27 protein-coding genes are annotated in these 25904 nt (G+C 68.4%); 16 read left to right on the top strand and 11 right to left on the bottom strand.

Going from position 1 to position 25904, the window contains the following annotated elements:
• Positions 1-56 precede the first annotated feature (56 nt).
• The 9 genes from RMP06_RS19110 to soxB all read left to right on the top strand — a co-directional run bounded on the left by RMP06_RS19110 (position 57) and on the right by soxB (position 8267).
• Positions 57-1091 carry an MBL fold metallo-hydrolase gene (locus tag RMP06_RS19110; RefSeq protein WP_310463383.1) on the top strand — a complete coding sequence of 345 codons (1035 nt, stop codon included), beginning with the start codon at positions 57-59 and terminating at the stop codon, positions 1089-1091.
• A 174-nt stretch (positions 1092-1265) separates the two neighbouring features.
• Complete coding sequence (locus RMP06_RS19105; protein WP_310463382.1) at positions 1266-1577, top strand: ArsR/SmtB family transcription factor; 312 nt, start codon at positions 1266-1268, stop codon at positions 1575-1577.
• 14 nt (positions 1578-1591) lie between these two features.
• Positions 1592-2983, top strand: coding sequence for a sulfite dehydrogenase (gene soxC / locus RMP06_RS19100; RefSeq protein WP_310463381.1), 1392 nt, complete (start codon positions 1592-1594; stop codon positions 2981-2983).
• Entirely contained in the window at positions 2967-4061 is a 1095-nt protein-coding gene (locus RMP06_RS19095; protein ID WP_409050207.1) for a c-type cytochrome, read from the top strand. Before soxC ends, RMP06_RS19095 begins: the two co-directional genes overlap by 17 nt.
• Positions 4062-4081: 20 nt before the next feature.
• Positions 4082-4540 carry a thiosulfate oxidation carrier protein SoxY gene (soxY, locus tag RMP06_RS19090; protein WP_310463380.1) on the top strand — a complete coding sequence of 153 codons (459 nt, stop codon included), beginning with the start codon at positions 4082-4084 and terminating at the stop codon, positions 4538-4540.
• Between the two features lie 36 nt (positions 4541-4576).
• On the top strand, positions 4577-4888 hold the full coding sequence (soxZ, locus tag RMP06_RS19085) for a thiosulfate oxidation carrier complex protein SoxZ (protein WP_310463379.1): 312 nt from the start codon (positions 4577-4579) through the stop codon (positions 4886-4888).
• Positions 4889-4989: 101 nt separating this feature from the next.
• A complete protein-coding gene (gene soxA / locus RMP06_RS19080; RefSeq protein WP_310463378.1) occupies positions 4990-5787 on the top strand; it encodes a sulfur oxidation c-type cytochrome SoxA in 798 nt (265 codons plus the stop codon).
• Between the two features lie 16 nt (positions 5788-5803).
• Positions 5804-6457, top strand: a complete 654-nt coding sequence (gene soxX / locus RMP06_RS19075; protein ID WP_310463377.1) for a sulfur oxidation c-type cytochrome SoxX — start codon at positions 5804-5806, stop codon at positions 6455-6457.
• 76 nt (positions 6458-6533) lie between these two features.
• Positions 6534-8267 (top strand): thiosulfohydrolase SoxB, encoded by a 1734-nt coding sequence (gene soxB / locus RMP06_RS19070; RefSeq protein WP_310463376.1) that lies wholly within the window; start codon positions 6534-6536, stop codon positions 8265-8267.
• A 27-nt stretch (positions 8268-8294) separates the two neighbouring features.
• Here the strand turns inward: soxB and RMP06_RS19065 are convergent, their stop codons facing one another.
• From RMP06_RS19065 to RMP06_RS19050, 4 genes are all read right to left on the bottom strand, one after another.
• Positions 8295-9848 carry a methyl-accepting chemotaxis protein gene (locus tag RMP06_RS19065; protein WP_310463375.1) on the bottom strand — a complete coding sequence of 518 codons (1554 nt, stop codon included), beginning with the start codon at positions 9846-9848 and terminating at the stop codon, positions 8295-8297.
• Positions 9849-9936: 88 nt separating this feature from the next.
• Positions 9937-11058 (bottom strand): YeeE/YedE family protein, encoded by a 1122-nt coding sequence (locus RMP06_RS19060; RefSeq protein ID WP_310463374.1) that lies wholly within the window; start codon positions 11056-11058, stop codon positions 9937-9939.
• A gap of 7 nt (positions 11059-11065) precedes the next feature.
• Positions 11066-12346, bottom strand: coding sequence for an NAD(P)/FAD-dependent oxidoreductase (locus RMP06_RS19055; protein ID WP_310463373.1), 1281 nt, complete (start codon positions 12344-12346; stop codon positions 11066-11068).
• Positions 12347-12364: 18 nt separating this feature from the next.
• On the bottom strand, positions 12365-12700 hold the full coding sequence (locus RMP06_RS19050) for a c-type cytochrome (RefSeq protein WP_310463372.1): 336 nt from the start codon (positions 12698-12700) through the stop codon (positions 12365-12367).
• Positions 12701-12939: 239 nt separating this feature from the next.
• Between RMP06_RS19050 and RMP06_RS19045 the strand changes: the two genes are divergently transcribed.
• The 3 genes from RMP06_RS19045 to RMP06_RS19035 all read left to right on the top strand — a co-directional run bounded on the left by RMP06_RS19045 (position 12940) and on the right by RMP06_RS19035 (position 15647).
• A complete protein-coding gene (locus tag RMP06_RS19045; RefSeq protein ID WP_310463371.1) occupies positions 12940-13341 on the top strand; it encodes a TlpA disulfide reductase family protein in 402 nt (133 codons plus the stop codon).
• An 81-nt stretch (positions 13342-13422) separates the two neighbouring features.
• Positions 13423-15204, top strand: coding sequence for a CotH kinase family protein (locus RMP06_RS19040; protein WP_310463370.1), 1782 nt, complete (start codon positions 13423-13425; stop codon positions 15202-15204).
• A gap of 77 nt (positions 15205-15281) precedes the next feature.
• Positions 15282-15647: an ArsR/SmtB family transcription factor gene (locus RMP06_RS19035; protein ID WP_310463369.1), complete on the top strand. Its 366-nt coding sequence runs from the start codon at positions 15282-15284 to the stop codon at positions 15645-15647.
• A gap of 16 nt (positions 15648-15663) precedes the next feature.
• Here RMP06_RS19035 and RMP06_RS19030 read toward each other — a convergent pair whose 3' ends face one another.
• The 4 genes from RMP06_RS19030 to RMP06_RS19015 all read right to left on the bottom strand — a co-directional run bounded on the left by RMP06_RS19030 (position 15664) and on the right by RMP06_RS19015 (position 20588).
• A complete protein-coding gene (locus RMP06_RS19030) occupies positions 15664-15954 on the bottom strand; it encodes a metal-sensing transcriptional repressor (RefSeq protein WP_310463368.1) in 291 nt (96 codons plus the stop codon).
• Positions 15955-16015: 61 nt separating this feature from the next.
• Positions 16016-16240: a YgaP family membrane protein gene (locus RMP06_RS19025; RefSeq protein WP_310463367.1), complete on the bottom strand. Its 225-nt coding sequence runs from the start codon at positions 16238-16240 to the stop codon at positions 16016-16018.
• A complete protein-coding gene (locus tag RMP06_RS19020; RefSeq protein WP_310463395.1) occupies positions 16237-19473 on the bottom strand; it encodes an efflux RND transporter permease subunit in 3237 nt (1078 codons plus the stop codon). The genes RMP06_RS19025 and RMP06_RS19020 overlap by 4 nt, the downstream gene beginning before the upstream one ends.
• A gap of 53 nt (positions 19474-19526) precedes the next feature.
• Positions 19527-20588, bottom strand: a complete 1062-nt coding sequence (locus RMP06_RS19015) for an efflux RND transporter periplasmic adaptor subunit (protein WP_310463366.1) — start codon at positions 20586-20588, stop codon at positions 19527-19529.
• A gap of 134 nt (positions 20589-20722) precedes the next feature.
• Here RMP06_RS19015 and RMP06_RS19010 point away from each other — a divergent pair, with 134 nt between their 5' ends.
• The 3 genes from RMP06_RS19010 to RMP06_RS19000 are packed head-to-tail and all read left to right on the top strand — an operon-like array spanning position 20723 to position 24050.
• Complete coding sequence (locus tag RMP06_RS19010; RefSeq protein ID WP_409050208.1) at positions 20723-21769, top strand: adenosine deaminase; 1047 nt, start codon at positions 20723-20725, stop codon at positions 21767-21769.
• Positions 21770-21785: 16 nt separating this feature from the next.
• Entirely contained in the window at positions 21786-22742 is a 957-nt protein-coding gene (locus RMP06_RS19005; protein WP_310463364.1) for a BMP family ABC transporter substrate-binding protein, read from the top strand.
• 30 nt (positions 22743-22772) lie between these two features.
• A complete protein-coding gene (locus RMP06_RS19000; protein ID WP_310463363.1) occupies positions 22773-24050 on the top strand; it encodes a DEAD/DEAH box helicase in 1278 nt (425 codons plus the stop codon).
• Here RMP06_RS19000 and RMP06_RS18995 read toward each other — a convergent pair whose 3' ends face one another.
• Positions 24051-24899, bottom strand: coding sequence for a PA4780 family RIO1-like protein kinase (locus RMP06_RS18995; RefSeq protein WP_310463362.1), 849 nt, complete (start codon positions 24897-24899; stop codon positions 24051-24053).
• Positions 24896-25264: a hypothetical protein gene (locus RMP06_RS18990; protein WP_310463361.1), complete on the bottom strand. Its 369-nt coding sequence runs from the start codon at positions 25262-25264 to the stop codon at positions 24896-24898. Before RMP06_RS18990 ends, RMP06_RS18995 begins: the two co-directional genes overlap by 4 nt.
• 41 nt (positions 25265-25305) lie before the next feature.
• Here RMP06_RS18990 and RMP06_RS18985 point away from each other — a divergent pair, with 41 nt between their 5' ends.
• A complete protein-coding gene (locus tag RMP06_RS18985) occupies positions 25306-25476 on the top strand; it encodes a hypothetical protein (protein WP_310463398.1) in 171 nt (56 codons plus the stop codon).
• Here the strand turns inward: RMP06_RS18985 and RMP06_RS18980 are convergent.
• Positions 25436-25904, bottom strand: a 469-nt coding sequence (locus tag RMP06_RS18980; protein ID WP_310463360.1) for a peptidoglycan-binding domain-containing protein, incomplete at its 5' end; no start/stop codon positions are given. The two genes, RMP06_RS18985 and RMP06_RS18980, sit on opposite strands and share 41 nt — an antisense overlap.

Raw genomic sequence — 25904 nt, 5'->3', positions numbered from 1 at the left:
TAATATCATCAAATGATGATATTTGGATCCGACTTCGGATCCGCAGGAGACACGACATGACGATCCCCGCTGCGCCGACCCGCCGTACCGCGCTGCGCCAGCTGGGTCTGGGCCTCGGCGGCACGCTGGGCATCGGACTGGCGGCGGTGCCCGAGATGCGCCTGCTGGCGGCGCAGCTTGGCGACTTCGTGCTCGGCCCGCCGGTCGCGGACGTGGGCCCGCGCCAGCTCAGTCCGCACGTCTGGCTGGTCTACGCGCGGGACGGCTTTCCGACCCCCGAGAACCGCGGCCTGATGGCCAGCATCGTCTTTGTCGTCACCGCGGCCGGTGTGGTCGTGCTCGACTCGGGCGCCTCGCTGCAGATCGGCGAGATGGTGATCCGCATGATCCGCGCGGTGACCCCGAAGCCCGTGGTCGCCGTCTTCAACAGCCATTTCCACGGCGACCACTGGCTCGGCAACCACGCTTTCGCCCGCACGTTCGGCCCGGACCTGCCGATCCATGCGCTGCCGCCCACCATCGCGCAGATCCGCGGCACCGAGGGCAGCACCTGGCGCACGCTGATGGAGCGCTGGACCAACCAGGCCACGCTGGGCACCGAGGTGGTGGCGCCCAACCGCCCGGTCCATGCGGGCCAGCGTTTCAGCTTCGGCGACGTGACGCTGGTGATGCACCACCACGGCGCGGCGCACACGACCTCCGACCTGTGCGTGCAGGTGGTCGAGGACGGCCTGACCCACGTCGGCGACATCGCCATGGCCAACCGCATCGCCAACATCGACGACGGCTCCTACCCCGGCACCTTCCGGTACTACGCCGCACTGAAGGCGACGCTGGGCGATCAGCTCTGGGTGCCGTGCCACGGCGAGCCGGGGCGTGACCTGCTCGACACCTATGGCCGCTTCCTGGCCGGCATCTGGGAGCCGTGCGTGCAGGCGGTCAAGGACGGGCGCGACGAGGCGACGGCCAAGGCGATGGTGCTGCGCGACCCGCGGGTGGCGGCCCGGGCGAAGACGATGGCCGGCTTCGACAGCAACATCGGCAAATACGTCAGCCTGGCTTACCTGGAAGCGGAAAAAGAGGCGTTCTGACGCCGGGGCCGGTGCTGGCGTTCGTGCATTGATCCAGATCATGCGGAATGCGGGCCGCAGGCCGCATCTGGACACCCACCCCCGTGTTTTTACCAAGGTCACGGACCTGCAAAATCCATAACATCCGTTTGTGCTTATATCTAAATAGTCAAACAGACTGCAGAACGGATTCTTGTGGGTACTTCCGGCGATTCCGGTACTTCTGACAGCGACCGCGTCTTCGAGCTGGCGGCCGAGCTGTTCGGGCTGCTCTCGGCGCCCATCCGGCTGCGCATCGTCTGCGAGCTGCTGGACGGCGAACAGAACGTCGGCCAGTTGACCGAGCGGGTCGGCGCGAGCCAGCCCAACCTGTCGCAGCACCTGGCCACGCTGTACCGCTGCGGGATCCTGGCGCGGCGGCGGGTGGGGGCGCAGGTCTGGTACCGGATAGCCAATGACCGCGTGCAGGTGCTCTGCGAGGCCGTGCGCGACGGGTCGAAGATTTGAAGAGGAGCTTTTGCGTGTCGAGCGATCCATCCCAACCATCCCAGCGATCAGGCCGCCTGATCAAGGCACCGGAGAACTTCCTCGACCCCGCCGGGGTGAGGACCGTGTTCCAGGAGGCCAAGGCCGGCCGGCGCGACTTCATCCGCCGTGCGTTCGCCGGTGCCGCCGCCGCTGGTGCTGCGCCACTGGTGCTGGCGCAGGCCAAACCGGTGCCCGCCGAGGGGGGCGATCCGAACATCCTGAACCTGCCGGCGCACAGCACGGGCCTGGGGCAGGGCGTGGCGGCGAACAACGGCTACGGCGTGCCGTCGCAGTTCGAGCGCAACGTCCAGCGCCGCCAGAGCCCCGGCCTGACGCAGACCACGCAGGCGTCGGTGTCGTTCGCACCGCTGCAGTCGCTCTTCGGCACCGTCACGCCCAGCGGCCTGCACTTCGAGCGCCACCACCAGGGTTGGTGGGACATCGACCCGAGCCAGCACCGCCTGATGCTCAACGGCTCCGACCCGTCGCTGATGCAGACGCCCAAGGTTTTCACGGTGGACGAGGTCATGCGGCTGCCCTCGGTGTCGCGCTTCCACTTCATCGAGTGCGGCGCGAACACGGCGGTCGAGTGGGGCAACGTCGCCGTGCCGACGGTGCAGTACACGCACGGCATGGTCTCGTGCAGCGAGTTCACCGGCGTGCCGCTGAAGATCCTGTTCGACCTGTGCGGCGTGGACTACAGGAAGGCGCGCTACGTGCTGGGCGAGGGCGCCGACGGTTCGTCGATGACGCGCACGATCCCGATGGAACTGGTCGAGTCGGGCGAGGTCTTCGTCGCCTACGGGCAGAACGGCGAGATGCTGCGCCCGGAGAACGGCTACCCGCTGCGGCTGGTCGTGCCGGGCATCCAGGGCGTGAGCTGGGTCAAGTACCTGCGGCGCATCGAGGTCGGTGACCAGCCCTACGGCGCCAAGGACGAAGCGGTTCACTACATGGACCTGATGCCCAGCGGCCTGCACCGGCAGTACACCAACGTGCAGGAGTGCAAGAGCGTGGTGACGACGCCCTCGGGCGGTCAGGTGCTGCTCGACAAGGGTTTCTACAACATCACCGGTCTGGCGTGGTCGGGCAAGGGCCGCATCAAGAAGGTCGATGTCTCGGTGGACGGGGGCCGCAACTGGCGCACCGCCCGGCTCGAAGGCCCGGTGCAGAACAAGTCGCTGACGCGCTTCAACCTCGACTGGGTCTGGGACGGCAAGCCCGCGCTGATCCAGAGCCGCGCCACCGACGACACCGGCTACGTGCAGCCGACCTACAAGCAACTGCGCGCCGTGCGCGGCACGCGGTCGATCTACCACAACAACGCCGTCCAGACCTGGCTGGTGCAGGAAAGCGGGGAGGTGAAGAATGTCCAGCTCTCTTGAGCGTTCACGTCGGTCGATCCGGTCACATCTGATCGCCGCTGCTGCGCTGGTGCTGCTGCCCGGCGCCGCGCTGGCCCAGTCGTCCATGCCCGGCATCGGCCGCCCGGCCACCGCGAAGGAAATAGCCGCCTGGGACATCGACGTGCGCCCCGACATCAATGGCCAGCCCAAGGGCGCCGGCTCGGTCGCGCAGGGCCAGGACGTGTGGGAAGGCAAGTGCGCCCAATGCCACGGCGTGTTCGGCGAATCCAACGAGGTGTTCAGCCCGCTGGTCGGCGGCACCACGGCCGAGGACATCAAGACCGGCCGCGTCGCCAAGCTGACCGACACGTCCTACCCCGGCCGCACGACGCTGATGAAGGTGTCCAGTGTCTCGACGCTGTGGGACTACATCAACCGCGCGATGCCGTGGACGCAGCCGAAGTCGCTCAAGACCGACGAGGTGTACGCGGTCACGGCCTATTTGCTGAACATGGGTGGTGTGGTGCCGGACAACTACGTGATGTCCGACAAGAACATCGCCGAGGTTCAGGCCCGCTTGCCGAACCGCAATGGCATGACGCTCGACCACGGGATGTGGCCCGGCAAGGCCATGAAGACGGCGGGCAAGCCAGATGTGCAGGCCACCGCCTGCATGGCGAACTGCGTGCCCGAGCCGAAGGTCGCGTCCTTCCTGCCCGAGTTCGCCCGCAACGCCCACGGCAACCTGGCCGAGCAGAACCGCCTGGTCGGCGCCCAGCGCGGTGCGGACACGACCAGGCCGGCGGGTGGAGGCGCCGCGGCAGTGGCTGCACCCGCCATGGCCAAAGCACCGGATGCCACTGCCGCCACCGCGGCGCTGCTGTCCAAGTACAGTTGCACGGCCTGTCACGGCATGGACACCAAGCTGGTCGGCCCCGCGTTCCGTGAGATCGCCCGGAAGTACGCCGACAAGGCCGATGGCGTGGCCCACCTGGCCGGCAAGATCCAGTCCGGCGGCAGTGGGGTGTGGGGACAAATCCCGATGCCGCCCCAGACGCTGACCGATACCGAGGCCCGTATGATTGGCCGGTGGCTGGTCGATGGCGCCAAGCAATGACTTCACTTAGGAGAACCACGATGCAAACCCGTCGCGAACTACTCAGCCGCAGTGCTGGCGTGGCCGCCATGCTGGCCGGACTGGGCCTGCTGCCGACCGCCGCACAGGCCGAGTACGCTGCCGCCGCCTTCGATGCCAAGACCATGGCCGACCTGACCAAAGCGCTGGGCATCTCCACCCCGACCGAGAGCAAGGACGTGACCATCCAGGGCCCGGACATCGCCGAAAACGGCGCCGTCGTGCCGCTGGGCTGTGCCACCGCGCTGGCCGGCGTCAAGAAGATGCTGATCCTGGTGGAGAAGAACCCGTCGATGCTGTGCGCGGCCTTCGACGTGAGCGACGCGGTCGAGGCGAGCTTCAACACCCGCGTGAAGATGGGCCAGTCGTCCAACGTGATGGCCGTGGCCGTCATGCAAGACGGCAAGGTGCTGTTCGCGCAGAAGGAAGTCAAGGTCACCCTCGGCGGCTGCGGCGGCTGACCGGACCTCCCCCAACACGCAAAGAAGGAGCAGAACATGGCAGATCCGATGCGCATCCGCGCACAAGCCGCTGGCGACAAGGCCACCGTGCGGGTGCTGATGAGCCACGAAATGGAAACCGGCCAGCGCAAGGACGCCGCCGGCAAGGTGATCCCCGCCTGGTACATCCAGGAAGTCAGCGCCGCGCTCAACGGCAAGACGGTGCTGACCGCGCAATGGGGGGCTTCGGTGTCGAAGAATCCCTTCCTGCAGTTCAACCTCAAGGGCGCCAAGGCTGGTGACAAGGTCGCGGTGTCCTGGGTGGACAACAAGGGCGACAAGCGCACCGACGAAGCGACGGTGAGCTGAGCACGTCCGCGTGTTCGCCCTCTGAGTGCCTGCACCGGCCTCCGGCATCATCCGGGGGCCGTTGTCGTTTGGCGGACCCTGTCCAGGAGACCGAGGAGACCATGAAAAAGATCATCACCGCCAGCGCCCTGCTGGCCTGTGCCCTGCCACTGCTGGCACAGCAGAAATCTGCGGCTGACGGCATCGCCGAATACCGCGCGATGCTGGCCGATGGCAACCCGGCCGAGTTGTTCGAGGCCAAGGGGGAAGCGCTCTGGAAGCAGAAACGCGGCCCCAAGATCGCGAGCCTGGAGCAATGCGACCTGGGCCAGGGGCCGGGCGTGGTCAAGGGCGCGTTCGTCACGCTGCCGCGCTACTTCAAGGACACCGGACGGGTGCAGGATCTGGAGTCGCGGCTGGTGAGCTGCATGGAAACGCTGCAGGGTTTCGACGGTGCCGAGATCGCCCGCACGCCGTTCGGCAAGGGCGAGCAGAACAACGTCACCGCGCTGGCGACGTGGATCGCCGCCGAGTCCAAGGGCATGCGCTTTGCCCTGCCGCAGGACCACGCGCAGGAAAAGCGCATGTACGCCATCGGCGAGCGGGCGTTTTTCTACCGGGGTGGGGCGCACGATTTCAGTTGCGCGACCTGCCACGGCGAGGAGGGCAAGCGCATCCGCCTGCAGGACCTGCCGCAGCTCACGAAGAACCCGGGCGACGGCGTCGGTTTTGCCGCATGGCCCGCCTACCGGGTCAGCAACGGGCAGATGTGGAGCATGCAGTTGCGCCTGAACGACTGCTTCCGCCAGCAGCGTTTCCCGTACCCGGGCTTCGGCTCGGACCTGACCGTCGCGTTGTCCACCTACATGGGGGTCAACGCCAAGGGGGCAGAGTCGGTGGCGCCCGCCATCAAGCGTTGAGCGGAGAACACAGCACATGAAGACGTTCAAGACAGTGGCATTCACGGCAGTGGCGCTGGCCGTGGCAGCGGTCGGGGTGGGGTGTGCCAGCGGCCCGTCACCGGCGGAACTCGACCGCGAGGCGCTGCAGGTCATCCGCAGCGCGTTCCGCGACGAAGGCATCGTCAAGGTGGCCCGGCTGGACCAGGATGCCGCCAACGAGGCGTGCTCCAAGGCGCTGGGCAAGGAGCCGCCGGCCGAGGTGGTCAAGGCGGTCGAGGCGGCCAATCTCCAGTCCGTCAAGGCGCCCAGCGACGGCAAGTACCTGGGCGACTGGAAGGAAGGCGAGAAGATCGCCCAGAGCGGTCGTGGCCTGACCTGGACTGACGACGCGAAGACGGCCAATGGTGGCAACTGCTACAACTGCCACCAGATCAGCAAGCAGGAAATCTCCTTCGGCACCATCGGCCCGAGCCTGTACCAGTACGGCAAGCTGCGCGGCGTCGCCGACCCGGCCAGCCAAGCGTCCAAGCCGATCATCGACTACACCTGGAACAAGCTCTGGAATGCACGGGCCTACAACGCCTGTTCGCAGATGCCGCGCTTCGGCCACATGGGCATCCTCGACGAAGCGCAGATCCGCCATGTGATGGCGCTGCTGCTCGACCCGAAGTCCCCGGTCAACCAGTAAACCTAGCCCGCTTCGCCCCACCCCGTCATGCCCGCGCTGGCGGGCATCCACTGTAAATATCACTGATTGCTGATTTATGAGCCTCTCCAAACGCGATTTCATGCAGGTGCTCGGCGCGGCTTCGGTGGCCGGCATGGGCCTGGGCCGCTACGCCGAGGCCGACGCGGCGACGGCGCAGAAGGGGCTGTACGACGTGCCCGCCTTCGGCAACGTCAGCTTCCTGCACATGACCGACTGCCACGCGCAGTTGAAGCCGATCCATTTCCGCGAGCCGAGCGTGAACCTGGGGCTCGGCTCGATGCAGGGCAACCTGCCGCACCTCGTCGGCGAGCACCTGCTCAAGCACATCGGCGTGCGACCCGGCACCGCGCTGGCGCACGGGTTCACCTTCCTCGACTTCGAGAAAGCCGCGCGCCGCTACGGCAAGGTCGGCGGTTTCGCGCACCTGGCCACGCTGGTGAAGCAGTTGAAGGCCAGCCGCCCCGGCGCGCTGCTGCTCGACGGTGGCGACACCTGGCAGGGCTCGGCCACCTCGCTGTGGACCAACGCGCAGGACATGGTGGACGCCGCCAAGCTGCTCGGCGTGGACGTGATGACCGGCCACTGGGAGTTCACCTACGGCATGGAGCGCGTGAAGGAAATCGTCGAGGGTGACTTCGCCGGCAAGGTCGATTTCGTGGCGCAGAACGTCAAGACCAACGACTTCGGTGACCCGGTGTTCAAGCCCTACGTACTCCGGGAAATCAACGGCGTGCCCTGCGCCATCATCGGCCAGGCGTTCCCGTACACGCCGATCGCCAACCCGCGCTACCTGGTCGCTGACTGGGCCTTCGGGATCCAGGACGACAACCTGCAGAAGATGGTCGATGAGGCCCGCGGCAAGGGCGCGCAGGTCGTCGTCGTGCTGAGCCACAACGGCATGGACGTGGACCTGAAGATGGCCAGCCGCGTGCGCGGCATCGACGCGGTCTTCGGCGGCCACACGCACGACGGCGTGCCGGTGGCGATCCCTGTGAGCAACGCGGGCGGCAAGACGCTGGTGACGAATGCTGGCTCGAACACCAAGTTCCTCGGCGTGATGGACTTCGACGTGCAGGGCGGCCAGGTGGTGGACTTCCGCTACCGGCTGCTGCCGATCTTCGCCAACCAGTTGAAGGCCGACCCGGCGATGGACGCGCTGATCACCAAGGTCCGCGCCCCCTACGAGGCGAAGCTGGCGGAGAAGCTCGCGGTCACCGACGGGCTGCTCTACCGGCGCGGCAACTTCAACGGCTCGTGGGACCAGTTGATCTGCGACGCGCTGATGGAGGTGCAGGGTGCGGAGATCGCGTTCTCGCCGGGCTTCCGCTGGGGCACGACGCTGCTGCCAGGCGACGTCATCACGCGGGAGCTGATGATGGACCAGCTCGCCATCACCTATCCCTACGCGACCGTCAACCCGATGAGCGGCGAGACGCTCAAGACCGTGCTCGAAGACGTGGCGGACAACCTCTTCAACCCCGATCCCTACTACCAGCAGGGCGGGGACATGGTGCGCGTGGGCGGGCTGCAGTACACGATGACACCGGGGGAGAAGGCTGGCAGCCGCATCAGCGACCTGCGCCTGCAGGGCAAGCCGATCGAGGCAGGCAAGACCTACAACGTCGCTGGCTGGGCGCCTGTGGCGGAGGAGGCGTCCAAGGCGGGGCACCAGCCGGTGTGGGATGTCGTCGAGACCTGGCTGAAGGGGCAGGGCGGACGGGTGAAGGCACGCACGGTCAATGCACCCAGGCTGGTCGGTGTGGCCGGCAATCCGGGAATCGCGGGTTGAGGCCCTGGTCGGTCGGCGGTGTCCGCGTCAGGCCCGGACGAGACCGGTGCCGCTGCCCAGTCGGAAGACCGCCATCGCGCTCACCAGCTGCTGCGCCTGCTCCTTCAGCAGGTCGGCAGCGGCGGCACTTTCCTCGATCATCGCGGCGTTCTGCTGGGTGACCGAATCCATCTGGGTCACGGCCTGGCCGACCTGGCTGACGCCCAGGCTCTGCTCGGTGCTGGCGGTGCTGATCTTGGCCATGATCTGGTTCACCTGCTGGATGGCGGTGACGATCTGCTCCATCGTGCGGCTGGCTTCCTCGACCAGGGTTGTGCCTTGCTGGACCTGCTCGACACTGCCGGTGACCAGCACCTTGATCTCCTTGGCGGCCGTTGCGCTGCGGTGCGCGAGGTTGCGTACCTCGCTGGCCACCACCGCGAAACCCCGGCCCTGCTCGCCGGCCCGTGCGGCCTCGACCGCGGCGTTGAGTGCCAGGATGTTGGTCTGGAAGGCGATGCCGTCGATCACCGAGATGATGTCGGTGATGCGGTTCGAGCTGGCATTGATGCCCTGCATCCGCTCGGAAACCTGCGTCATGACCGCGCCACCCTGGCTGGCGATGCTGCAGGCACCCTGCGCGAGCTGATTGGCTTCCTGTGCATTGGCGGCGTTGTGGCGCACGGTCGTGCCGAGCTGCTCCATCGTGGCCGAGGTCTGCTCCAGCGCGCTGGCCTGTTCTTCGGTGCGGCGGCTCAGGTCGTTGTTGCTCTGCGCGATCTGCACGCTGGCGCTGGCGACCTGTTCGGCGCTGCACTGCACGCCGTGCACGATGCGGCCCAGATTGGACTGGATCTGCTGCATGGCCTGCAGCAGCTGGATGGATTCGTCGCTGCCCTCCGGATGGATCGGCGCCGTGAGGTTGCCCAGTGCGAGTTCGTGGGCCGCGTCGACCGCCAGCGTGATCGGGCGCGTCATGCGGGCTGCCAGCCACAGGGCTGACAGCATCATGCCCAGGGCTGCGGTGATCAAGGCCGCCGTGATGCCCCAGCGCGCGCGTTCGACACTGGTGGCGGCCTCGGTCTTGAGGTGGTGGCCGGTCTGCTCGATGCCGTCCGACAAGGCGGCCATCTTCACTTCGAGTTCAAGAAAGGTCGCCTGCAGCCTGACGGACGCTGCAAGGGCAGCCTGCGGATCGGACTTGGACGAAAGGATGGTCTGGCGTGCGGTTTCGAGGTACTTGTCCACCAGCGGCAGCGTCTGTTTCAGCGCCTCCTGGCTGGCCGGGTCGATGACGAGGGTGCCCAGCTGGGCCATCGCGTCATGGAAGACCTGGGCGTGGTCCCCAAGACCCTTGTCGGCCTGCACGATGGTGGCAGGGTCGCTGCGCAGGGCGCCGACCAGCGCGAGCTGGGCGTCCCCGCGCACCGCGTCGTGCATCATGTCGGCCTGCTGGCTGGCATGGAGCGCCAGACCCGCCGCCACCGTGGCGTCGATGGCGCTGCCCAGCTTGGCATTGGTCAGGAAGCCCATACCGCCCACCAGGGCGGCCAAGGCGGTGCCGGCCAAGCCGAGGCTGATGATCTGGGTACGCATTTTCATGGGGAAACTCCTGCAGGGTTCCCCCATGGTCGCGCGGATCGTGCCAGCCCGTTCCGGCAATGACGGCAGGGATTCGGGCCCTTCCTTGTCACGGACGGGCGTAGCTGGCGCTCAGCTCCGGGTCACCGTGCGGGGACATGGCCGGCACGGGCTGCGCGGCTTCCTTGGGCTGGTCGAGCAGGCGGTCGGTCAGCATCGCCGCGCCCCACATGGCCGACAGCGTGACCCACGAGGTCAAGGTGAACACCGCCGCACCCGACACGCCGGCGCCCACCGCGCAGCCGCCCGCGAGCATGCCGCCAAAGCCCATCAGCACCGCGCCGACGATGTAGCGGCGCATGGCCTGGCCGCCCTGGAAACCTTCGAGCTTCAGCTCGCGCCCCAGCAACGCCGACAGGAAGGACCCCACTGCCACACCCGGTACCAGTCCGAGGTCGAACTTCAGCGGCTGACCCGGCGGGGAGAGCACCAGCATCAGCGTGTCGGCCGCCGGCCCTGTGAACGACAGGCTCTGCACCGGCACGATCAGGTCGAAGGCCTGGCGCGACATGGCCCAGGTCAGCAGCCAGGCGCACGCCACCATCACCCCCACGCCAATCGCCCCGAACCAGCCCCAGAAGCGCACCCGCTGCCGCCGCGCCCAGACCAGCGCTGCCACCAGCCATACCGCACCGAACAGCAGTCCACCCAGGTGGCCGGCACCGGTCAGCGCCAGCAGGTCGCGTGCCGCGCCGCCCTCGACCGTCCACCAGCCGGCGATGGTCGTGCGCAGCGGCGACAGCAGCCCGGACAGCGCCGCCTGCGCGGTCACCGCGAAGACGAGGCCCGACAGCAGCGCCCGCAGATTGCCTTGCGCCGCCAGCACCAGCAGCCGGCTGGAGCAGCCCCGCGCCAGGATCATCCCCGTGCCGAACAGCGCGCCACCGACCACCGCGCCCGACAGGCTGCCACGCGCCGCCAGTTGCCGTGCGCCGCTGACGTCCAGCACGCCGAACTGGATGAACGCCTGCGTCAGCAGCACCGCGGTGGAAAAGGTGAACAGCCAGACGGTGAGCTTGCCCTCCTGCGTGCCGCGGGAAAACTCGATCACCGCCGAGCGCAGGCAGAAGCGCGCACGGTGGGCGAAGAAGCCGAACAGCAGACCGATCACCGCGCCGGCCAGCATCACGGTCCACATCTCGCCCAGCCGGGCCATGAGCGATTCCAGCACCGCCGTCTCAGGTGAGCATGTCGGCCCAGATGTTCTTCGCCCAGGCGTCGGCGTAGCGCCCCTCCAGGTCCGAGCGCACGTCCGACACCCCGCCCGAGCCGCCGATGGTGAAGAAGCTCTTCTTCGGCGCCTGGTACTCGTGGACGCTGGCGACGTGGATCACGTGCTGGTCGTCGACGAAGCTCATGCAGACATTGGTCAGCATCGGGTGCGGGTTGACTTCCAGGCCCTGCAGCTCTGCCACGATGGCCGCGGCGGCGACCTTGGCGTGCGAGTTGGCCATGTGGCCAGACTTGGGCATGCCCTGGGCGATCTGGATCGCGTCGCCGATGACGTGGATGTCCTTGGCCGCCGTCGATTCGAAGTTCAGGAAGTTGACGTGGCACCAGCGGCCGTTGGCGTTGGCCAGCCCGGTGTTCACCGCCAGCGCCCCGGCCCGCATCACCGGCAGCACGTTCAGCACGTCCGCCTTCACGTCGTCCTGCACCTCGAACTTGGCGGTGCGTGACTTCGCGTCGACGCCCGTCACCTTGTGCTGCGGGCGGTACTCGACCATGCCGCCGTACAGCTCCGCCCACGCCTTCTTGAACAGCGGCCCCTTGGAGGTCACGTCCGGGTTGCCGTCGAGGATCAGCACCTTGGACTTCGGCTTGGCCTTCTTGAAGTACGCGGCGATGACGCTGGCGCGCTCGTAGGGTCCGGGCGGGCAGCGGTAGGGCGCTTCGGGGATGGTGATGGCGTAGGTGCCGCCGTCGCGCATCGCTTCGAGCTGCTGGCGCAGCGCCATCGTCTCGGCGCCGGCCTTCCAGGCGTGCAGGATCTGACCCGACTCGTGCGCGGCCTTCAGGCCCTCGGTCTGCTCCCACATGAAGTCGATGCCGGGCGACATCACGAGCTTGTCGTACTGCACGACGGTGCCGCTGGCCAGCGTCGCGGTCTTCTTCACCGCGTCCACCGAGGTGACCATGTCGTGGACGATGCGCACGCCGTGCTTGTCGCTCAGGCCGTTGTACGGGTTGGTGATGTCGGCCATCCTGCGCTGACCACCGATCACCAGGTTCGACACCGGGCACGACACGAACTGCCGGTTCGGCTCGACCATCATCACGTCGATGCTGTAGTCCGACAGCAGCCGGATGTACTTCGACACGGTGGCACCGCCGTAGCCGCCGCCGACCACGAGCACCTTGGCCTTGGAGGCGGAGGGTCGGTCGAGCAGCGAAGCACAGCCGGCCAGGCCGAGCGAGCCGCCAGCGATCAGGCCCTGGAGGAGATGTCTGCGTTGCATGGTGGAGTCTCCTTCGGCTTATTTCTGGGCGGCGAAATACTTCGCCAGCGCTTCGAGCTGCTCCTGGGAGTAGCCCTTGGTGATCTGGTGCATGATCGTCGCCTTGCGCTCGCCCGAGCGGAAGGCCATGAGCTGCGACAGGATGTAGTCCTGGGGCAGACCGGCCAGACGGACCAGGGCCTCGCCTTCGACGGCACGGCCATCAGTGCCGTGGCACTGGGCACAGGTGGCGGCCAGCGAGCGCAGCCGCAGGCGCTCTGGGTCTTTGGCCTGGCTCGCAGTGGCAGACAGCAGGCCGGTGCTGCACAGCAGCACACCGGTCAGCCAGCGGATGGCGGTGGACGGGCAGGACATGGGACACTCTCCTCGGGGCTTTGAACTCAGCGGTATAGTGTCTTGAATATCACTGCATACGAATGTAGTGTTTTCCCGGATGTTCCGGTGTGGAGATGCGGGTGATGGCTCACAGCAGACGGAATTCACCTTGGACCTGGAGCCGGCGCCAGGCCTGTGCCGCGGTGCTGGCCTCGTCCTGGGTGCTCAGGCCTCGGGTGGCCGCGGCAGCACCGATGCCGACACCCATCGGTCAGCCCGTGTCCTGGCCAATCGTGCGGCTGCTCGATGGCCGCACCGTGGCGGCCGCACAGGTACAGGGTCGGGCCGTCATCGTGGTCTTCTTCGCCACCGACTGCGCCTTCTGCCAACGCCACAACCAGCGGCTCGACCAGCTCGTGCGCCGCAGTGGCGCCCTGCCGCTGACGGTGATCGCCGCGGCGCTGGACCGCGAAGCGGCGCCGGTCGAGGCCTATCTGGCGCGCCATGGCTACACCTTCCCCACGACGATGGACTCGGCCGTGCTGCGCCCGGTGCTCACTGCACGGCGCAGTTACCCGATGACCTGCGTGATCGACCGCCAGGGCGTGCTGCGTGAGGTGATCCCCGGCGAGATGGCCGAGGACGATGTGCTCGGGCTGGCGAAATGGGCGGCGATCTGAACCCCTGATTAACACCACCACAAGGTCTGGCCAGACCGGTACCGACTCGGCCGATGATGCGCAATTCTGGAGGAATTGCACATGGTCAGCGCCAAGACAATGCACGTGGTGGATCGGGTCGCAGGTCACGCGAAGGCTTGGTGCTGGCCGGTGCTGCTGGGTGTGGCTGTGGCTGGACTGGCGGCCTGTGGCGGCGGCGGTGAAGCGGCTCCTGCCAGCGGCGGGAGCACGCCCGTCGTCACGCCGCCGGCCACCTCTGCCTCGGTGTTCGCCACGCAGGAGGCGAGCGCCGTGGCCGATGACCCGCGCACCTACGCCGTGCTGAGCGACACCGTGCTGCAGGGCAGTGTCATCACCCGGGACACGGCCACCGCCACCTTCGCCAACGTCAACGCCGACATCGACCCGAACGACGCGCTGGAGCCCGAGATCGACGCCCACATCGTCCTCGACGGCTACCCCGACGACGCCAAGCCGCTGAACGCCACGGTCCGCCTGCGCGGCAGTTCGTCGCGGCTGGCCGAACAGAAGTCCTACCGCGTCAAGCTGCTCAAGACCGCGGCGCTGTGGCGCGGCGAGCAGACGCTGCAGTTCAACAAGCACCCGTGGGATCTGACCCGCGTGCGCAACAAGCTGGCGATGGACCTGTTCCGCGACATTCCGCATGTGCCGTCGCTGCGCACCCAGTTCGTGCGGCTCAGCCTGACCAACCAGGACAAGGCCGGTGTGCCCTACGCCAGCGCCGATTTCGGCCTCTTCACGCACGTCGAGAAGATGGGCAAGGAATACCTCGCCAACCGCGGGCTGCCCACCGACGGCAACCTCTACAAGGCCGAGGACTTCCGCTTCCAGCCCGATGCACGGCTGGCGCTGACGGCGGCCGGGGCGCCGGCGGACAAGGTGGCGTTCGAGCGTGTGCTGTCGCTGGAAGTGGACAGCGGTGACCACACCCGCCTGCGCGCGATGGTCGCCGCACTGAACGACCCGGCGACCGACTTCGCCGCCTTCTTCGACCAGTACTTCGACCGCAGCAACTACCTCACCTGGCTCGCCACCGCCGTGCTGATGGGCAACCGCGACACCCTGTCGCAGAACTTCGCGCTCTACCAGCCGAAGGGGAGTGACAAGTTCTTTTTCCTGCCGTGGGACTATGACGGCGCTTTCGGCTACGAGGACCAGTCCGACGTTGCGCTCGACGCCAGCCTCTACGCGCCTTGGCAGGCAACGCTGGCCAACTGGTGGGAGGTGCCGCTGCACCGGCGTTTCCTGTCCGACCCGAAGCGGCTGGCGGATCTGAAGCAGGCGGTGGAGGAGCTGTACACCCGTCACCTCGGTGAAGCGGCCCTGCAGGCGCGGCTGGCGGTCTACCAGCCGCTGGTCGCGCCCTACGTCACCGCCGCGCCCGACCTCACCTGGCTGCCCGGGGTCACGGCCGACCGTGCCGCCGAGTGGCGCGCCGAGATGGCCCGGATCGCGGCCTCGCCAAGGATCAACCGCGAGCGTTTTCTGGCCGGGATGGAGGCGCCGATGCCCTTTTTCCAGGCGGTGACCCTGGCTGGCACCAGCCACCGCCTCGAATGGGACACCTCGATTGACCTGCAAGGCGATGCCGTCACCTACCGCGTCGAGCTGGCCACAGCGCCGGACTTCGCCAGCGGCTCGGTGGTGGTGTCGCAATCAGGGTTGACCGCGACCGAACTGCTGGTGCCGAAACTCGCGGATGGCAGCTACTACCTGCGCGTGACGGCCCGCGATGCCAAGGGGACCACGCAGCAGGCATTCGACCGGGTGAGCGTGGGCGGGAAGACGTGGTTCGGGGTGCTCGGCGTACGGGTGGCTGGGGCGGCGGTGGCGGTGTTCTGATCCGGCCCGGATGTATGCGTTTATCCATGTGTACGAATAGAATGGAACTCACTTGAACCTGACTGTGAGCTTTCAACATGGACCGCGATGCGGAAGCCGGCAACGCTGACAACGTCTACGAATCGGTGGCCGAGCTGTTCTCGCTGCTCTCCACGCCGATTCGGCTGAAGATCATCGGCGCGCTGTGCAATGGCGAGAAGAACGTGTCGCAGCTGCTCGCCGAGATCGACACCACCCAGCCGAACATGTCGCAGCACCTCTCGACGCTCTACCGCGCCGGCGTGCTGGGCAAGCGGCGCGACTCCACCCAGATCTACTACCGCCTGCAGAGCGAGCGCGTGGCCACCCTGTGCCGCGCGGTCTGCACGCAGGTGGCGATCGAGCTGGACCCGGACGCCGAGGTCGAACCGGCCGATCGGCTGCTGCCCGGCGGCGTGCGCTGACGGCGGAGGAGGGCGCTCAGCGGACCTTGCCCAGCAGCGTCTGCATGTCGCCCAGCATCGCGTCGAGCTGTGCCACCGCCTCGGGCTGCAGTTGCAGGCGCTCCTTGAGTTCCTGTTGCATGAAGCACACCGTCATCCGCACGCAGGCGCTGTCGAGTGCCTTGCGCACCGCTGACATCTGGCTGGCGATGTCGAGGCAAGGCTCGCCCGCCTCGACCATGCGCTGGATGCCGCGCAGTTGGCCCTCCGCGCGCTTGAGTCGGTTGAGCAGGTCGGTGCGGCTGGTTTCGTCTTGGAGCTGGGCCATGGTGCGAACCTCTCGGGAGGTCGTGTCGGTCATCGGATGACCCATTGTCCCCGCTCCGTGTTCAGCGTGGGCAGGTGGACGAGCCTTCGGGCACGCCGAGTTTCTTCAGCATCCAGCCCAGCGGGCAGACGTCGGTGAAACCGAACTGCAGCAGGTTGGCGCCGACGAAGGCCGTGAAGGCCAGCGCCCAGCGGCTGGCGAACAGCGGGCTGCCCTCGACGCCCAGGGCGAGCGAGACCAGGATGAAGGTGCCCGCGAAGATGCGGATGAGACGGTCGACGGTCATGGTCGGACTCCTTGGGTGAGGGACGGGGTGGGGTGGCGCCGCTGGTAGACGGCGTAGTAGAGGACCGGGATCACGACCAGCGTCAGCAGCGTCGAGACCAGGATCCCGAAGATCAGGGCGATCGCCAGCCCGTTGAAGATCGGGTCGTCGAGGATGAAGAAGGCGCCGATCGTGGCCGCCAGTCCCGTCAGCACGATGGGCTGCGCGCGCACCGCGGCGGAGTGCATCACCGCGTCCTTGAACGCCATGCCTTGCGCGACCTGCAGCTCGATGAAGTCCACCAGCAGGATCGAGTTGCGCACGATGATCCCGGCCAGCGCGATCATCCCGATCATCGAGGTCGCCGTGAACTGCGCGCCCAGCAGCGCGTGCCCGGGCATCACGCCGATCACCGTCAGCGGGATCGGCGCCATGATGATCAGCGGCGTCACGTAGCTGCGGAACTGCGCCACCACCAGCAGGTAGATCAGGACCAGCCCGACGCCGTAGGCCGCACCCATGTCGCGGAAGGTGTCGTAGGTGATCTGCCACTCGCCGTCCCATTTGACGGCGTACTGGCGGTAGGGGTCGCTCGGCTGGTGGATCCAGTATTCGCCGAGTTCGCCGGTGCCGGGCAGTGCGGCGTCCTGCAGCTTCGGGCGGATCGCGAACAGGCCGTACAGCGGCGAGTCCAGCTGGCCCGCCATGTCCCCGAAGACATAGCTCACGCCCTGCAGATCCTTGGTGAACAGCGGCTGGTCGATGACGGCCTTCTCCACCCGTACCAGCTCGCTCAGCGGCACCAGTTGCCCGTTCGCGGCGCGCATCGGCAGCGCGAGCAGCGCGTCCAGCCCGACCTGCGACTCGCGTGGCAGTTGCAGCCGCACGGGGATCGGGTACTTGCTCTGGCCGTCATGCAGGTAAGCGGCGTCCAGGCCCGACAGCGCCCCCTGCACGGTCTGCGCGACCGCGGCGACCGGGATGCCGAGCGACTCGGCGCGCTGGCGCTGCACGCGCAGGAAGGTGCGCGGCGCGTCTTCCCGGAGCAAGGTGTCGGTGCCGACGATGTCGGGTGTCGCGGCGAAGGCCTTGGCGATGCGCGCGGCGAGTTGCTGGCGGCCGGCCTCGTCCGGGCCGTAGACCTCGGCGACCAGCGGGCTCATCACCGGCGGGCCGGGCGGCACCTCGACCACCTTCACCCGCGCGCCGTGCGCCGCGGCGATCTTCTCCAGCGCCGGGCGGTGGCGCTGCGCGATGACATGGCTCTTGTCGCTGCGGTGGTGCTTGTCCACGAGGTTGACCTGCAGGTCGCCCTGTTCGGCGTCGGCGCGCAGGTAGTACTGGCGCACCAGGCCGTTGAAGGTGATCGGGCTGGCCGTGCCGGCGTAGCCTTGCAGGTTCAGCACCTCGGGCTGCTTCGCCAGCCAGGCGCCGAGGTCGTGCAGCGTCGCGGCGGTGTCCTCCAGCGCGGAGCCGGCCGGCATCTCGACCACTACCTGGTACTCCGACTTGTTGTCGAACGGCAGCATCTTCAGCACCACGAGCTGCACCACCGCCAGCCCGACGCTCAGGAACAGCGCACCCAGGACGCCCGCCAGCAGCAGCCAGCGCTTGGCCGCACTCTCCAGGAACGGCGACAGGATGCGGCGGAACAGCGTCGGCAGCTTCGCGGCGAGGTCGGTCGGCTCGGCGTGGGCGTGTGTTCCCACGTGTTTGGCGTCCATCGGCTTCATCAGCTTGGCCGCGAGCCACGGCGTCACCGAGAACGCGATCGCCAGCGAGAGTGCCATCCCGAGGCTCGAATTGATCGGGATCGGGCTCATGTACGGCCCCATCAGCCCCGACACGAAGGCCATCGGCAGCAGCGCCGCGATCACCGTGAAGGTCGCCAGGATGGTCGGGCTGCCGACTTCATCGACCGCGGCGGGAATGATCGCCAGCAGCGGCTTGCCGGGGTGGAGCTGCTGGTGGCGGTGGATGTTCTCCACCACCACGATCGCGTCGTCCACCAGGATGCCGATCGAGAAGATCAGCGCGAACAGCGACACCCGGTTCAGCGTGAAGCCCCAGGCCCAGCTGGCGAACAGCGTGGCCGTCAGCGTCAGGATCACCGCAGCGCCCACGATCACCGCCTCGCGCCGCCCGAGCGCGAAGCCGACCAGCAGGATCACCGATCCGGTCGCGAACGCCAGCTTCTGGATCAGCTTGTTGGCCTTCTCGGCGGCGGTTTCGCCGTAGTCGCGGGTGATGGTCATCTCGATGCCGGCCGGCACCACGGTGTTGCGCAGCTCGTCAAGGCGGGCGCGGGCGGCCTGGGCCACATCGACCGCGTTCTGACCGGGCTTCTTGGTGACGGTCATCGTCACGGCCGGATATGCGCCACCCGCACCGGACGCAGCCACGCCGGGCGTGAACCAGACGTGGTGCTGCGGCTGTGCGGCGCCGGTCTCGATCTTCGCGACTTCGCGCAGGTAGACCGGCCGGCCATTGCTCACGCCGACCACCAGCTCGCCCACGTCCTCGGCCGAGCGCAGGAATTCGCCGGTCTCGATGGTCAGCATCTGCGCCGCTCCGTTGGGCATGGCGGTGTCGCGGCTGACCACGGTGCCGGCCGGCATCGCCAGATTGGCCGCGCTGATCGTCTGCTTCAGGCGCAGCACGTCGACGCCGCGCTCGCGCAGCCGGCTCGGGTCGAGCACCACCTGCACCGCCTGACCGGGGCCGCCGATGGTCTGCACCTCGCGGGTGCCGGGCACGCGCTTGAGTTCGGTCTCCAGCGAGCGGGCCACGCGCTCGATCTCCAGTGCCGAGCTTTCGTCCCGGCTCCACAGCGTCACGCCGAGCACGGGCACGTCGTCGATGCCCTTGGGCTTGACGATGGGGGGGAGGGTGCCCAGGTCACGCGGCAGCCAGTCCTGGTTGGCGTTGAGCACGTCGTAGAGCCGCACCAGCGCTTCGGTGCGCGGCACGCCGACCTGGAACTGCACGGTCAGCACGGCCACACCGGGTCGCGCCACCGAATAGGTGTGCTCGATGCCGGCGATCTGGCTCAGCGCCTGCTCGGCGGGGCGGGCGACCATGTTCTGCACGTCCGCGCTGCTCGCCCCGGGGAAGGGGATCAGCACGTTGGCCATGGTCACGTTGATCTGCGGCTCCTCCTCGCGGGGCGTGACCAGCACGGCGAACAGCCCCAGCAGCAGCGCGACGATCGCCAGCAGCGGCGTGATCGCGTTGTTCTGGAATTGCGCGGCCATGCGGCCCGCGAAGCCGAGCGCCGGCGTGTCGGTGCGGTCGGTGCGGTCGGCGTTCACGGCTGGGCTCCCGCGAGACCGGCCTTGACCGCGTCGGTGGCGATGCGGTCACCGGCCTTCAGCCCCGCCAGCACTTCGGTCGAGCCGCCCTGTGCCGAGCCGGCGCGGACGGCGCGCAGCACGAACTGCCGCTCCTGCACCACGTAGACCGCGGTCAGCTCGCCGCGGCGCAGCACGGCCGCATCGGGCACGCTCAGCGTCGCGGCCTTGGAGTTCGCTCCGGCGGCGGCCTCCGCGAAACGCACCCGCACCATCTGGCCCGGCATCAACAACGCGCTGTCGGCGCCGCTCAGGTCGAGCCGCCATTCCACGGTCTGCGACACGGGGTCGGTGGTGGGCAGGTCGGTCTTCTTCACCGGGGTGACCCAGCGCTGGTCGGGCAGCTGCACTTCGATGTGCTGCGCCGCGCGGGCGACGGCCGCCTGCGAAGCCGGCACCTGCACGACCGCCCGCAGCGCGCCGGGCGCGTACACGGTGACGATGGGCCGGCCCGGCGCGGCGAGGTCGCCGGTGTCGAGGTGGGTGGCGAGCACAGTGCCGTCGAAGGGCGCGTTCACGCTGGCGAAGCCTTGCGCCAGCGTCGCCTGGCTGCGACCGGCACGGGCCTGGGCGACCGCGGCTTCGGCGGCCTTGAACTGGTTCTCGGTGTTGTCCAGCGCCGACTGGCTGATGTAGCCCTGGCCGCGCAGCTCGCGGGTGCGGTCGAGCTGGGTGCGGGCGTTGTGCAGGTTGGCGTTGGCCTGGGCCAGACCCGCATCGCTCTCGGCAACCCCTGCAGCGGCCACCCGGGCGTCCAGCCGGGCGAGCAACTGCCCCGCCTTCACGCGATCGCCCGCCTTCACGGTGAGCGCGAGCACAGTGCCCGCCGTCTGCGCCGACACCGTGGCCTGTCGTGCAGGCTGGATCGCGCCATCCATGTCCAGGCTGCGGCCGATCTGGTGCGTCTGCACTGCGGCGGTGGGCACGGTGACTCCGGCCGCAGTCGCTGCCCCGGCGATCAGCATCGTCGGCAACAGCAGCATCAGCGCAGGAACGCGGGAGGTCACAGGGGAACGCATGGTCAGACTCCTTGATACCCTGCATGGTATATCAATAGGGGGTGGGGTATCAAGTTGGTGGCCCGCTGCAGGACAATTCCCGTCTGCACATCCCCCGGAGCCCGACGCCCATGACTGCTGCCCTCCTGACCGGCATGACCACTGCCCACCTCGACGCGATCGACCCGGCCCGGCTGCCTGCACTCCTGCGCCGCATGCCCAAGGCCGAGCTGCACATCCACATCGAAGGCTCGCTGGAGCCGGAGCTGATCTTCAAGCTCGCGCAGCGCAACGGCGTCACGCTGCCGTATCCGGGCATCGAGGCCCTGCGCGCGGCCTATGCCTTCACCGACCTGCAGAGCTTTCTCGACATCTACTACGCCGGGGCCAGCGTGCTGCTCAAGGAAGAAGACTTCTTTGACATGGCATGGGCTTACCTCGAAAAAGCCGCCGCCGACAATGTTGTCCACACCGAAATCTTCTTTGACCCGCAGACCCACACCGCGCGTGGCGTGCCGTTCGAGACGGTCATCAAGGGCCTGAACCACGCGGTCCACCGGGCGCACACGGGGCTGGGCGTGAGCGCGAAGCTGATCCTGTGTTTCCTGCGCCACCTGAGCGAGGAGGAGGCATTCGCGATGCTGGAGGAGGCACTGCCCTGGCGCCACCACTTCATCGGCGTGGGGCTGGACAGCAGCGAGGTCGGCCATCCACCCAGCAAGTTCGCGCGGGTGTTCGCCCGCTGCCGCGCACTCGGGCTGCACATCGTCGCCCATGCCGGCGAGGAAGGGCCGCCGGCCTACATCCACGAGGCGCTGGACCTGCTGGGCAGCGAGCGCATCGACCACGGCGTGCGCTGCCTGGAAGACGCTGCGCTGGTGGAGCGGTTGGCCGACGAACGCATCCCGCTGACGGTGTGCCCGCTGTCGAACGTCAAGCTCTGCGTGTTCCCGACGATGGCGGACCACAACCTGCCGGCGCTGCTCGACGCCGGGCTGTGCGCGATGGTCAACTCCGACGATCCGGCCTACTTCGGCGGCTATCTGAACCAGAACTTCGTCGAACTGTTCGCTGCATTGCCGCAGCTGAACGCACGCCATGCCTACCAGCTGGCGCGCAACAGCTTCGAGGCGAGCTTTGTCGGCGAGGGGCAGAAGCGGGCGTGGGTGCGGCAGCTGGATGCGGTGTTCAACGGTGCGTGACCTTCTGCTGCAGGCCATGGCTGCCTTCTGGGCCGCGCTGTGGCTGGGCACGGCCGCTGCCGCTGCGCCCGCCAAACCCCCGCTGAACGTTGCCTTCGTCTACGCCACGCCCATCGGCACCGCCGGCTCGACCTACCAGCACCACATGGGCCGGCTCGGACTGGAAAAGAACCTGGGCAGCGCGGTGCTGACCCGCTTCGTCGAGAACGTCGCCGACGACGCCGAGGCAGAGCGGGTGCTGCGCGAGCTGGCAGCGCAGGGCCACCGGCTCATCTTCGCCACCAGCGAGGCACACCGGGCCGCCGTGTTGCGGGTGGCACCGGAGTTTCCGCAGGTCGCCTTCGAGTCGATGGGCGACAGCCGCGATGCGCTGCGCCCCAATGTCAGTCCTTACCGTGTCCGCGCTGACCAGGGCCGCTACCTCGCCGGACTCGTGGCCGGCAAGATGAGCCGCACCGGGCGGGTGGGCCATGTCGCGGGTGTCCGGAGCCCGGAGGCGGTGCAAGCCCTCGACGCCTTCACCCGCGGCCTGCACGCCGCGAACCCGAAGGCCCAGGTCCAGGCGGTCTGGCTCAACACCCCGTTCAACCCGGCCAAGGAGCGCGAGGCCGCCGAGCGGCTGGTCCGCGAAGGCGCCGACCTCCTCACGCAGTACCGCGGCACGTCCGCCGTCGCCGAAGTGGCCGAGGCCCACGCGGGCCAGGGCGTGCGCCTGCTCGGCGACCAGAGCGACCTGCGCCCCTTCGCGCCCACGGCCCAGCTCACCAGCAGCACGCTCCACTGGGGCGACCGCTACACGGCGGTGGCGCGGGCGGTGATCGCCGGGACGTGGAAGCCCAGGCCCTTCCTCGGCGGGGTGCGTGAACGGGTGGTGCGCCTCGCGCCGTACTCGGACGAGGTGCCGCGTGACGTGCAGCGCCAGGTCAACGAGGTCGAGCGGGCGATGGCTGCAGGGCGTGGGCCTGCGCACTGAGACAATGCGCCTCTTACTGTCTGGATCTCCATGTCATTCGCTTCCCTTGGCCTGAACCCGGCGCTGCAGCGCGCTGTCCGCGAACTCGGCCTCACCGCGCCGACGCCCATCCAGGCGCAGGCCATCCCTGTGGCCTTGTCGGGCGCCGATGTGCAGGGCGCTGCGCAGACCGGGTCGGGCAAGACGCTGGCGTTCGTGCTGCCGCTGCTGCAGGCGGACATGGCCGTGCGCCGCGAGTGGCCGCGTTCGCCGCGCGGGCTGGTGCTGGTGCCGACGCGCGAGCTGGCGATCCAGGTGGGCGAGGTGCTGCGCGATCTGGCCCGGATGCTGCCGGACCCGCCGCGGGTGTCGGTGCTGTTCGGTGGCGTGTCGATCAACCCGCAGATGATGGGCCTGCGCGGCGGCACGGAGATCGTCGTCGCCACCCCCGGCCGGCTGCTCGACCTGGTGGACCACAACGCGCTGCGGCTGGACGCGATCCGCCTGCTGGTGCTGGACGAGGCCGACCGGCTGCTTGATCTGGGCTTCTCGGACGAGCTGAACCGCGTGCTGGCGCTGCTGCCGGCGAAGCGGCAGAACCTGTTCTTCTCGGCGACCTTCCCCGAGGCGGTGCAGGCGCTGGCCGACGGGCTGTTGCACGCGCCGACGCGCATCGACATCAGCGCGGCGGTGGCCGAGGGCGGTGGCGACGAGGTCCACCCCGACATCATCGAGCGCGCGATTGCGCTGGACGCGGGCCGGCGCACGGGCGTGCTGCGTTACCTGATCAAGGAAGGCGGCTGGGACCGCGTGCTGGTGTTCGTGGCGACCCGCTACGCGACCGAGCTGCTCGCGCACAAGCTCGGCCGCGAGGGGCTGCACGCCGCGCCGCTGCACGGCGAACTCAGCCAGGGCACCCGCGCCGAGGTGCTGAACGCCTTCCGCGCCGGCCAGGTGCAGGTGCTGGTGGTGACCGATCTGGCCGCACGCGGCATCGACATCCCGCGCCTGCCGGCGGTGGTCAATTTCGACCTGCCGCGCTCGGCCGACGACTACACCCACCGCGTCGGCCGCACCGGTCGCGCGGGCGAGCCGGGCACGGCGGTGAGCTTCATCACGGCGGCGACCGAAGCGCATTTCCGGCTGATCGAGAAACGCCAGGGGCGGCGCATTCCGCGCGAGCAGATTCCCGGCTACGAGCAGGTCGAGACGGCCACGCCTGACCAGGCGGCCGGTGGCATCAAGGGCCACCGCATGAGCAAGAAGGACAAGCTGCGCGCCGTTGCGGCCCGCGCCAATCCGTCCGACGAGGACGGGTCCGCAGACTGATCAGCCGGTCTGCTGCCGCAGGCGCCGGGCAGCGTCCTCGTCCCGTGCATCGTCGATCTCGCGCACGACGCTGCCCAGGTCCACCGGGCCATGCTTGTGGACAAAGCGCCCCGTCAGCGGCGTCTCGGTGTGCAGCAGGCCGCGTTCGTACAAGGCCCACAGCTCGTGCCCGTAGTCGCTGCGGAGCAATTCCGGGGCGAATTGCCCGAAGAAGTTGCGCAGGTTCTCCACATCGCGCAGCAGCATGCGCTTGGCGTGGTTGTTGCCCGCGGCGTCCACCGCCTGCGGCAGGTCGATGATCACTGGCCCGTCCGCGCCGAGCAGGATGTTGAACTCCGACAGATCGCCGTGGACCACGCCCGCGCCGCAGAGCATGCGCACCACCTCGGCGATCAGCGTGGCGTGGTGGCGGCGGGCGTCCGCGGGCGTGAACTCGACATCGTTGAGGCGCGGGGCGGCGTCACCGTGTTCGTCGGTGACCAGTTCCATCAGCAGCACGCCGTCCAGGAACAGGTGCGGCTGCGGTACGCGCACGCCGGCGGCGGCGAGGCGGTAGAGCGCATCGACCTCGGCGCTCTGCCATGCGGCTTCCGTCGCTTCGCGGCCGAAGCGGGTGCCCTTGGCCATGGCGCGGGCCTGGCGGGTGTTCTTGACCTTGCGGTTCTCGGTGTAGTCCACGGCCTGGCGGAAGCTGCGGTTGGTCGCTTCCTTGTAGACCTTGGCGCAGCGCGTGTCCTCGCCGCTGCGCACGACGTAGACGGTGGCTTCCTTGCCGCTCATCAACTGGCGCACGACCGTGTCGATGAGTCCTTCCTCGACCAGCGTTTGCAGTCTTTTGGGTGTTTTCATGGGTTGATTTTGCGCCACAAGCGCCGCAACACCTCGGCCGCCCAGTCGGTGAGGGCGCCCGTGGTGGTGTCCCACGGTTCGGCCAGCGTGTACTCGTCGCCGTCGATCACGGCGCTGTGGGTCAGCAGGGCATGGCCGTCCACCGACAGCGTGACCCAGCCGCGCGCGCCGGCCTCCCAGCCGAACTGGATGGCGCCGTCGGGCTGGACCTCGATCTCGGCGGGTGGCCACGTGGGTTCGGCGGCCAGCAGCGCGAGCAGGCGCTCGGCTTCGGCCTGCGTGGCGGGCGTGGGCTGGGTCCACGGACGGTCGGCGCCGAGGAGGCGGGCTTCATGGAGCGCGGTGGTGAGTGCTTCGGAGGACATGGCAGCGTAGGATATCCCTGTGACCGGCATGTCGTCGGTTCATGAACCCCACCCTGTATCCATCGGAGATCACCATGCCCAAAGGCCAGCGCAGCAGCAAGGAAGTCAAGAAACCGAAAAAGGACACATCGCCGTCCAAGCCGATGTCCCTGGACCCGGTGCGTCCGACGGTCACGACCGTGGTGCCGGACCGCTCGAAGAAGAAGGCTTGACCACGGGCGGGAGGGTGGCGGTGGCCCGCAGCGCCTTCAGCAGGCGTTGACCGGCCCGCCCATTGACCTCCTGCCCGAGACGGCTCTGCTCGGCGCGCACTGCGGCCTTGCTGCGGTCGCCGAGCATGCCGTCCACCTCGCCGATGTCGTGGCCGAGGGCCGACAGCAGCGTCTGCACCTCGCGGCGCTCGGCGCGCGACAGGCCGGCGTCGTCCGTCGGCCACGGGGTCACGAACGGCCCACCGCCGCGCAGCCGGTCCGCCAGATGCGCGATCGCCAGGCCGTAGCTCTCGGCGGCGTTGTAGCTGTAGAGCGCGTCGAAGTTGCGGGCCACGAGGAAGGCCGGTCCGGTGGCGCCGGCCGGGGTCATCAGGCCCGCGGCTTCTGACCCTGCCGGCAGCGCGCTGCCGTCGGCCAGCCGCAGTCCG

This window comes from Sphaerotilus sp. (assembly GCF_031429695.1).
In the GTDB taxonomy this organism is placed as follows: domain Bacteria; phylum Pseudomonadota; class Gammaproteobacteria; order Burkholderiales; family Burkholderiaceae_C; genus Sphaerotilus.
Note: the sequence above shows the minus strand (reverse complement) of the source record. Positions and strands in the feature narration are given on the sequence as shown.

Coding starts and splice junctions, on each gene's coding strand:
- RMP06_RS19110 (WP_310463383.1), top strand. CDS start 57: ATGACGATCCCCGCTGCGCCGACCCGCCGTACCGCGCTGCGCCAGCTG.
- RMP06_RS19095 (WP_409050207.1), top strand. CDS start 2,967: ATGTCCAGCTCTCTTGAGCGTTCACGTCGGTCGATCCGGTCACATCTG.
- soxY (WP_310463380.1), top strand. CDS start 4,082: ATGCAAACCCGTCGCGAACTACTCAGCCGCAGTGCTGGCGTGGCCGCC.
- soxZ (WP_310463379.1), top strand. CDS start 4,577: ATGGCAGATCCGATGCGCATCCGCGCACAAGCCGCTGGCGACAAGGCC.
- soxA (WP_310463378.1), top strand. CDS start 4,990: ATGAAAAAGATCATCACCGCCAGCGCCCTGCTGGCCTGTGCCCTGCCA.
- soxX (WP_310463377.1), top strand. CDS start 5,804: ATGAAGACGTTCAAGACAGTGGCATTCACGGCAGTGGCGCTGGCCGTG.
- soxB (WP_310463376.1), top strand. CDS start 6,534: ATGAGCCTCTCCAAACGCGATTTCATGCAGGTGCTCGGCGCGGCTTCG.
- RMP06_RS19065 (WP_310463375.1), bottom strand. CDS start 9,848: ATGAAAATGCGTACCCAGATCATCAGCCTCGGCTTGGCCGGCACCGCC.
- RMP06_RS19055 (WP_310463373.1), bottom strand. CDS start 12,346: ATGCAACGCAGACATCTCCTCCAGGGCCTGATCGCTGGCGGCTCGCTC.
- RMP06_RS19050 (WP_310463372.1), bottom strand. CDS start 12,700: ATGTCCTGCCCGTCCACCGCCATCCGCTGGCTGACCGGTGTGCTGCTG.
- RMP06_RS19040 (WP_310463370.1), top strand. CDS start 13,423: ATGGTCAGCGCCAAGACAATGCACGTGGTGGATCGGGTCGCAGGTCAC.
- RMP06_RS19035 (WP_310463369.1), top strand. CDS start 15,282: ATGGACCGCGATGCGGAAGCCGGCAACGCTGACAACGTCTACGAATCG.
- RMP06_RS19030 (WP_310463368.1), bottom strand. CDS start 15,954: ATGGCCCAGCTCCAAGACGAAACCAGCCGCACCGACCTGCTCAACCGA.
- RMP06_RS19025 (WP_310463367.1), bottom strand. CDS start 16,240: ATGACCGTCGACCGTCTCATCCGCATCTTCGCGGGCACCTTCATCCTG.
- RMP06_RS19020 (WP_310463395.1), bottom strand. CDS start 19,473: ATGGCCGCGCAATTCCAGAACAACGCGATCACGCCGCTGCTGGCGATC.
- RMP06_RS19015 (WP_310463366.1), bottom strand. CDS start 20,588: ATGCGTTCCCCTGTGACCTCCCGCGTTCCTGCGCTGATGCTGCTGTTG.
- RMP06_RS19010 (WP_409050208.1), top strand. CDS start 20,723: ATGACCACTGCCCACCTCGACGCGATCGACCCGGCCCGGCTGCCTGCA.
- RMP06_RS19005 (WP_310463364.1), top strand. CDS start 21,786: ATGGCTGCCTTCTGGGCCGCGCTGTGGCTGGGCACGGCCGCTGCCGCT.
- RMP06_RS19000 (WP_310463363.1), top strand. CDS start 22,773: ATGTCATTCGCTTCCCTTGGCCTGAACCCGGCGCTGCAGCGCGCTGTC.
- RMP06_RS18995 (WP_310463362.1), bottom strand. CDS start 24,899: ATGAAAACACCCAAAAGACTGCAAACGCTGGTCGAGGAAGGACTCATC.
- RMP06_RS18990 (WP_310463361.1), bottom strand. CDS start 25,264: ATGTCCTCCGAAGCACTCACCACCGCGCTCCATGAAGCCCGCCTCCTC.
- RMP06_RS18985 (WP_310463398.1), top strand. CDS start 25,306: ATGAACCCCACCCTGTATCCATCGGAGATCACCATGCCCAAAGGCCAG.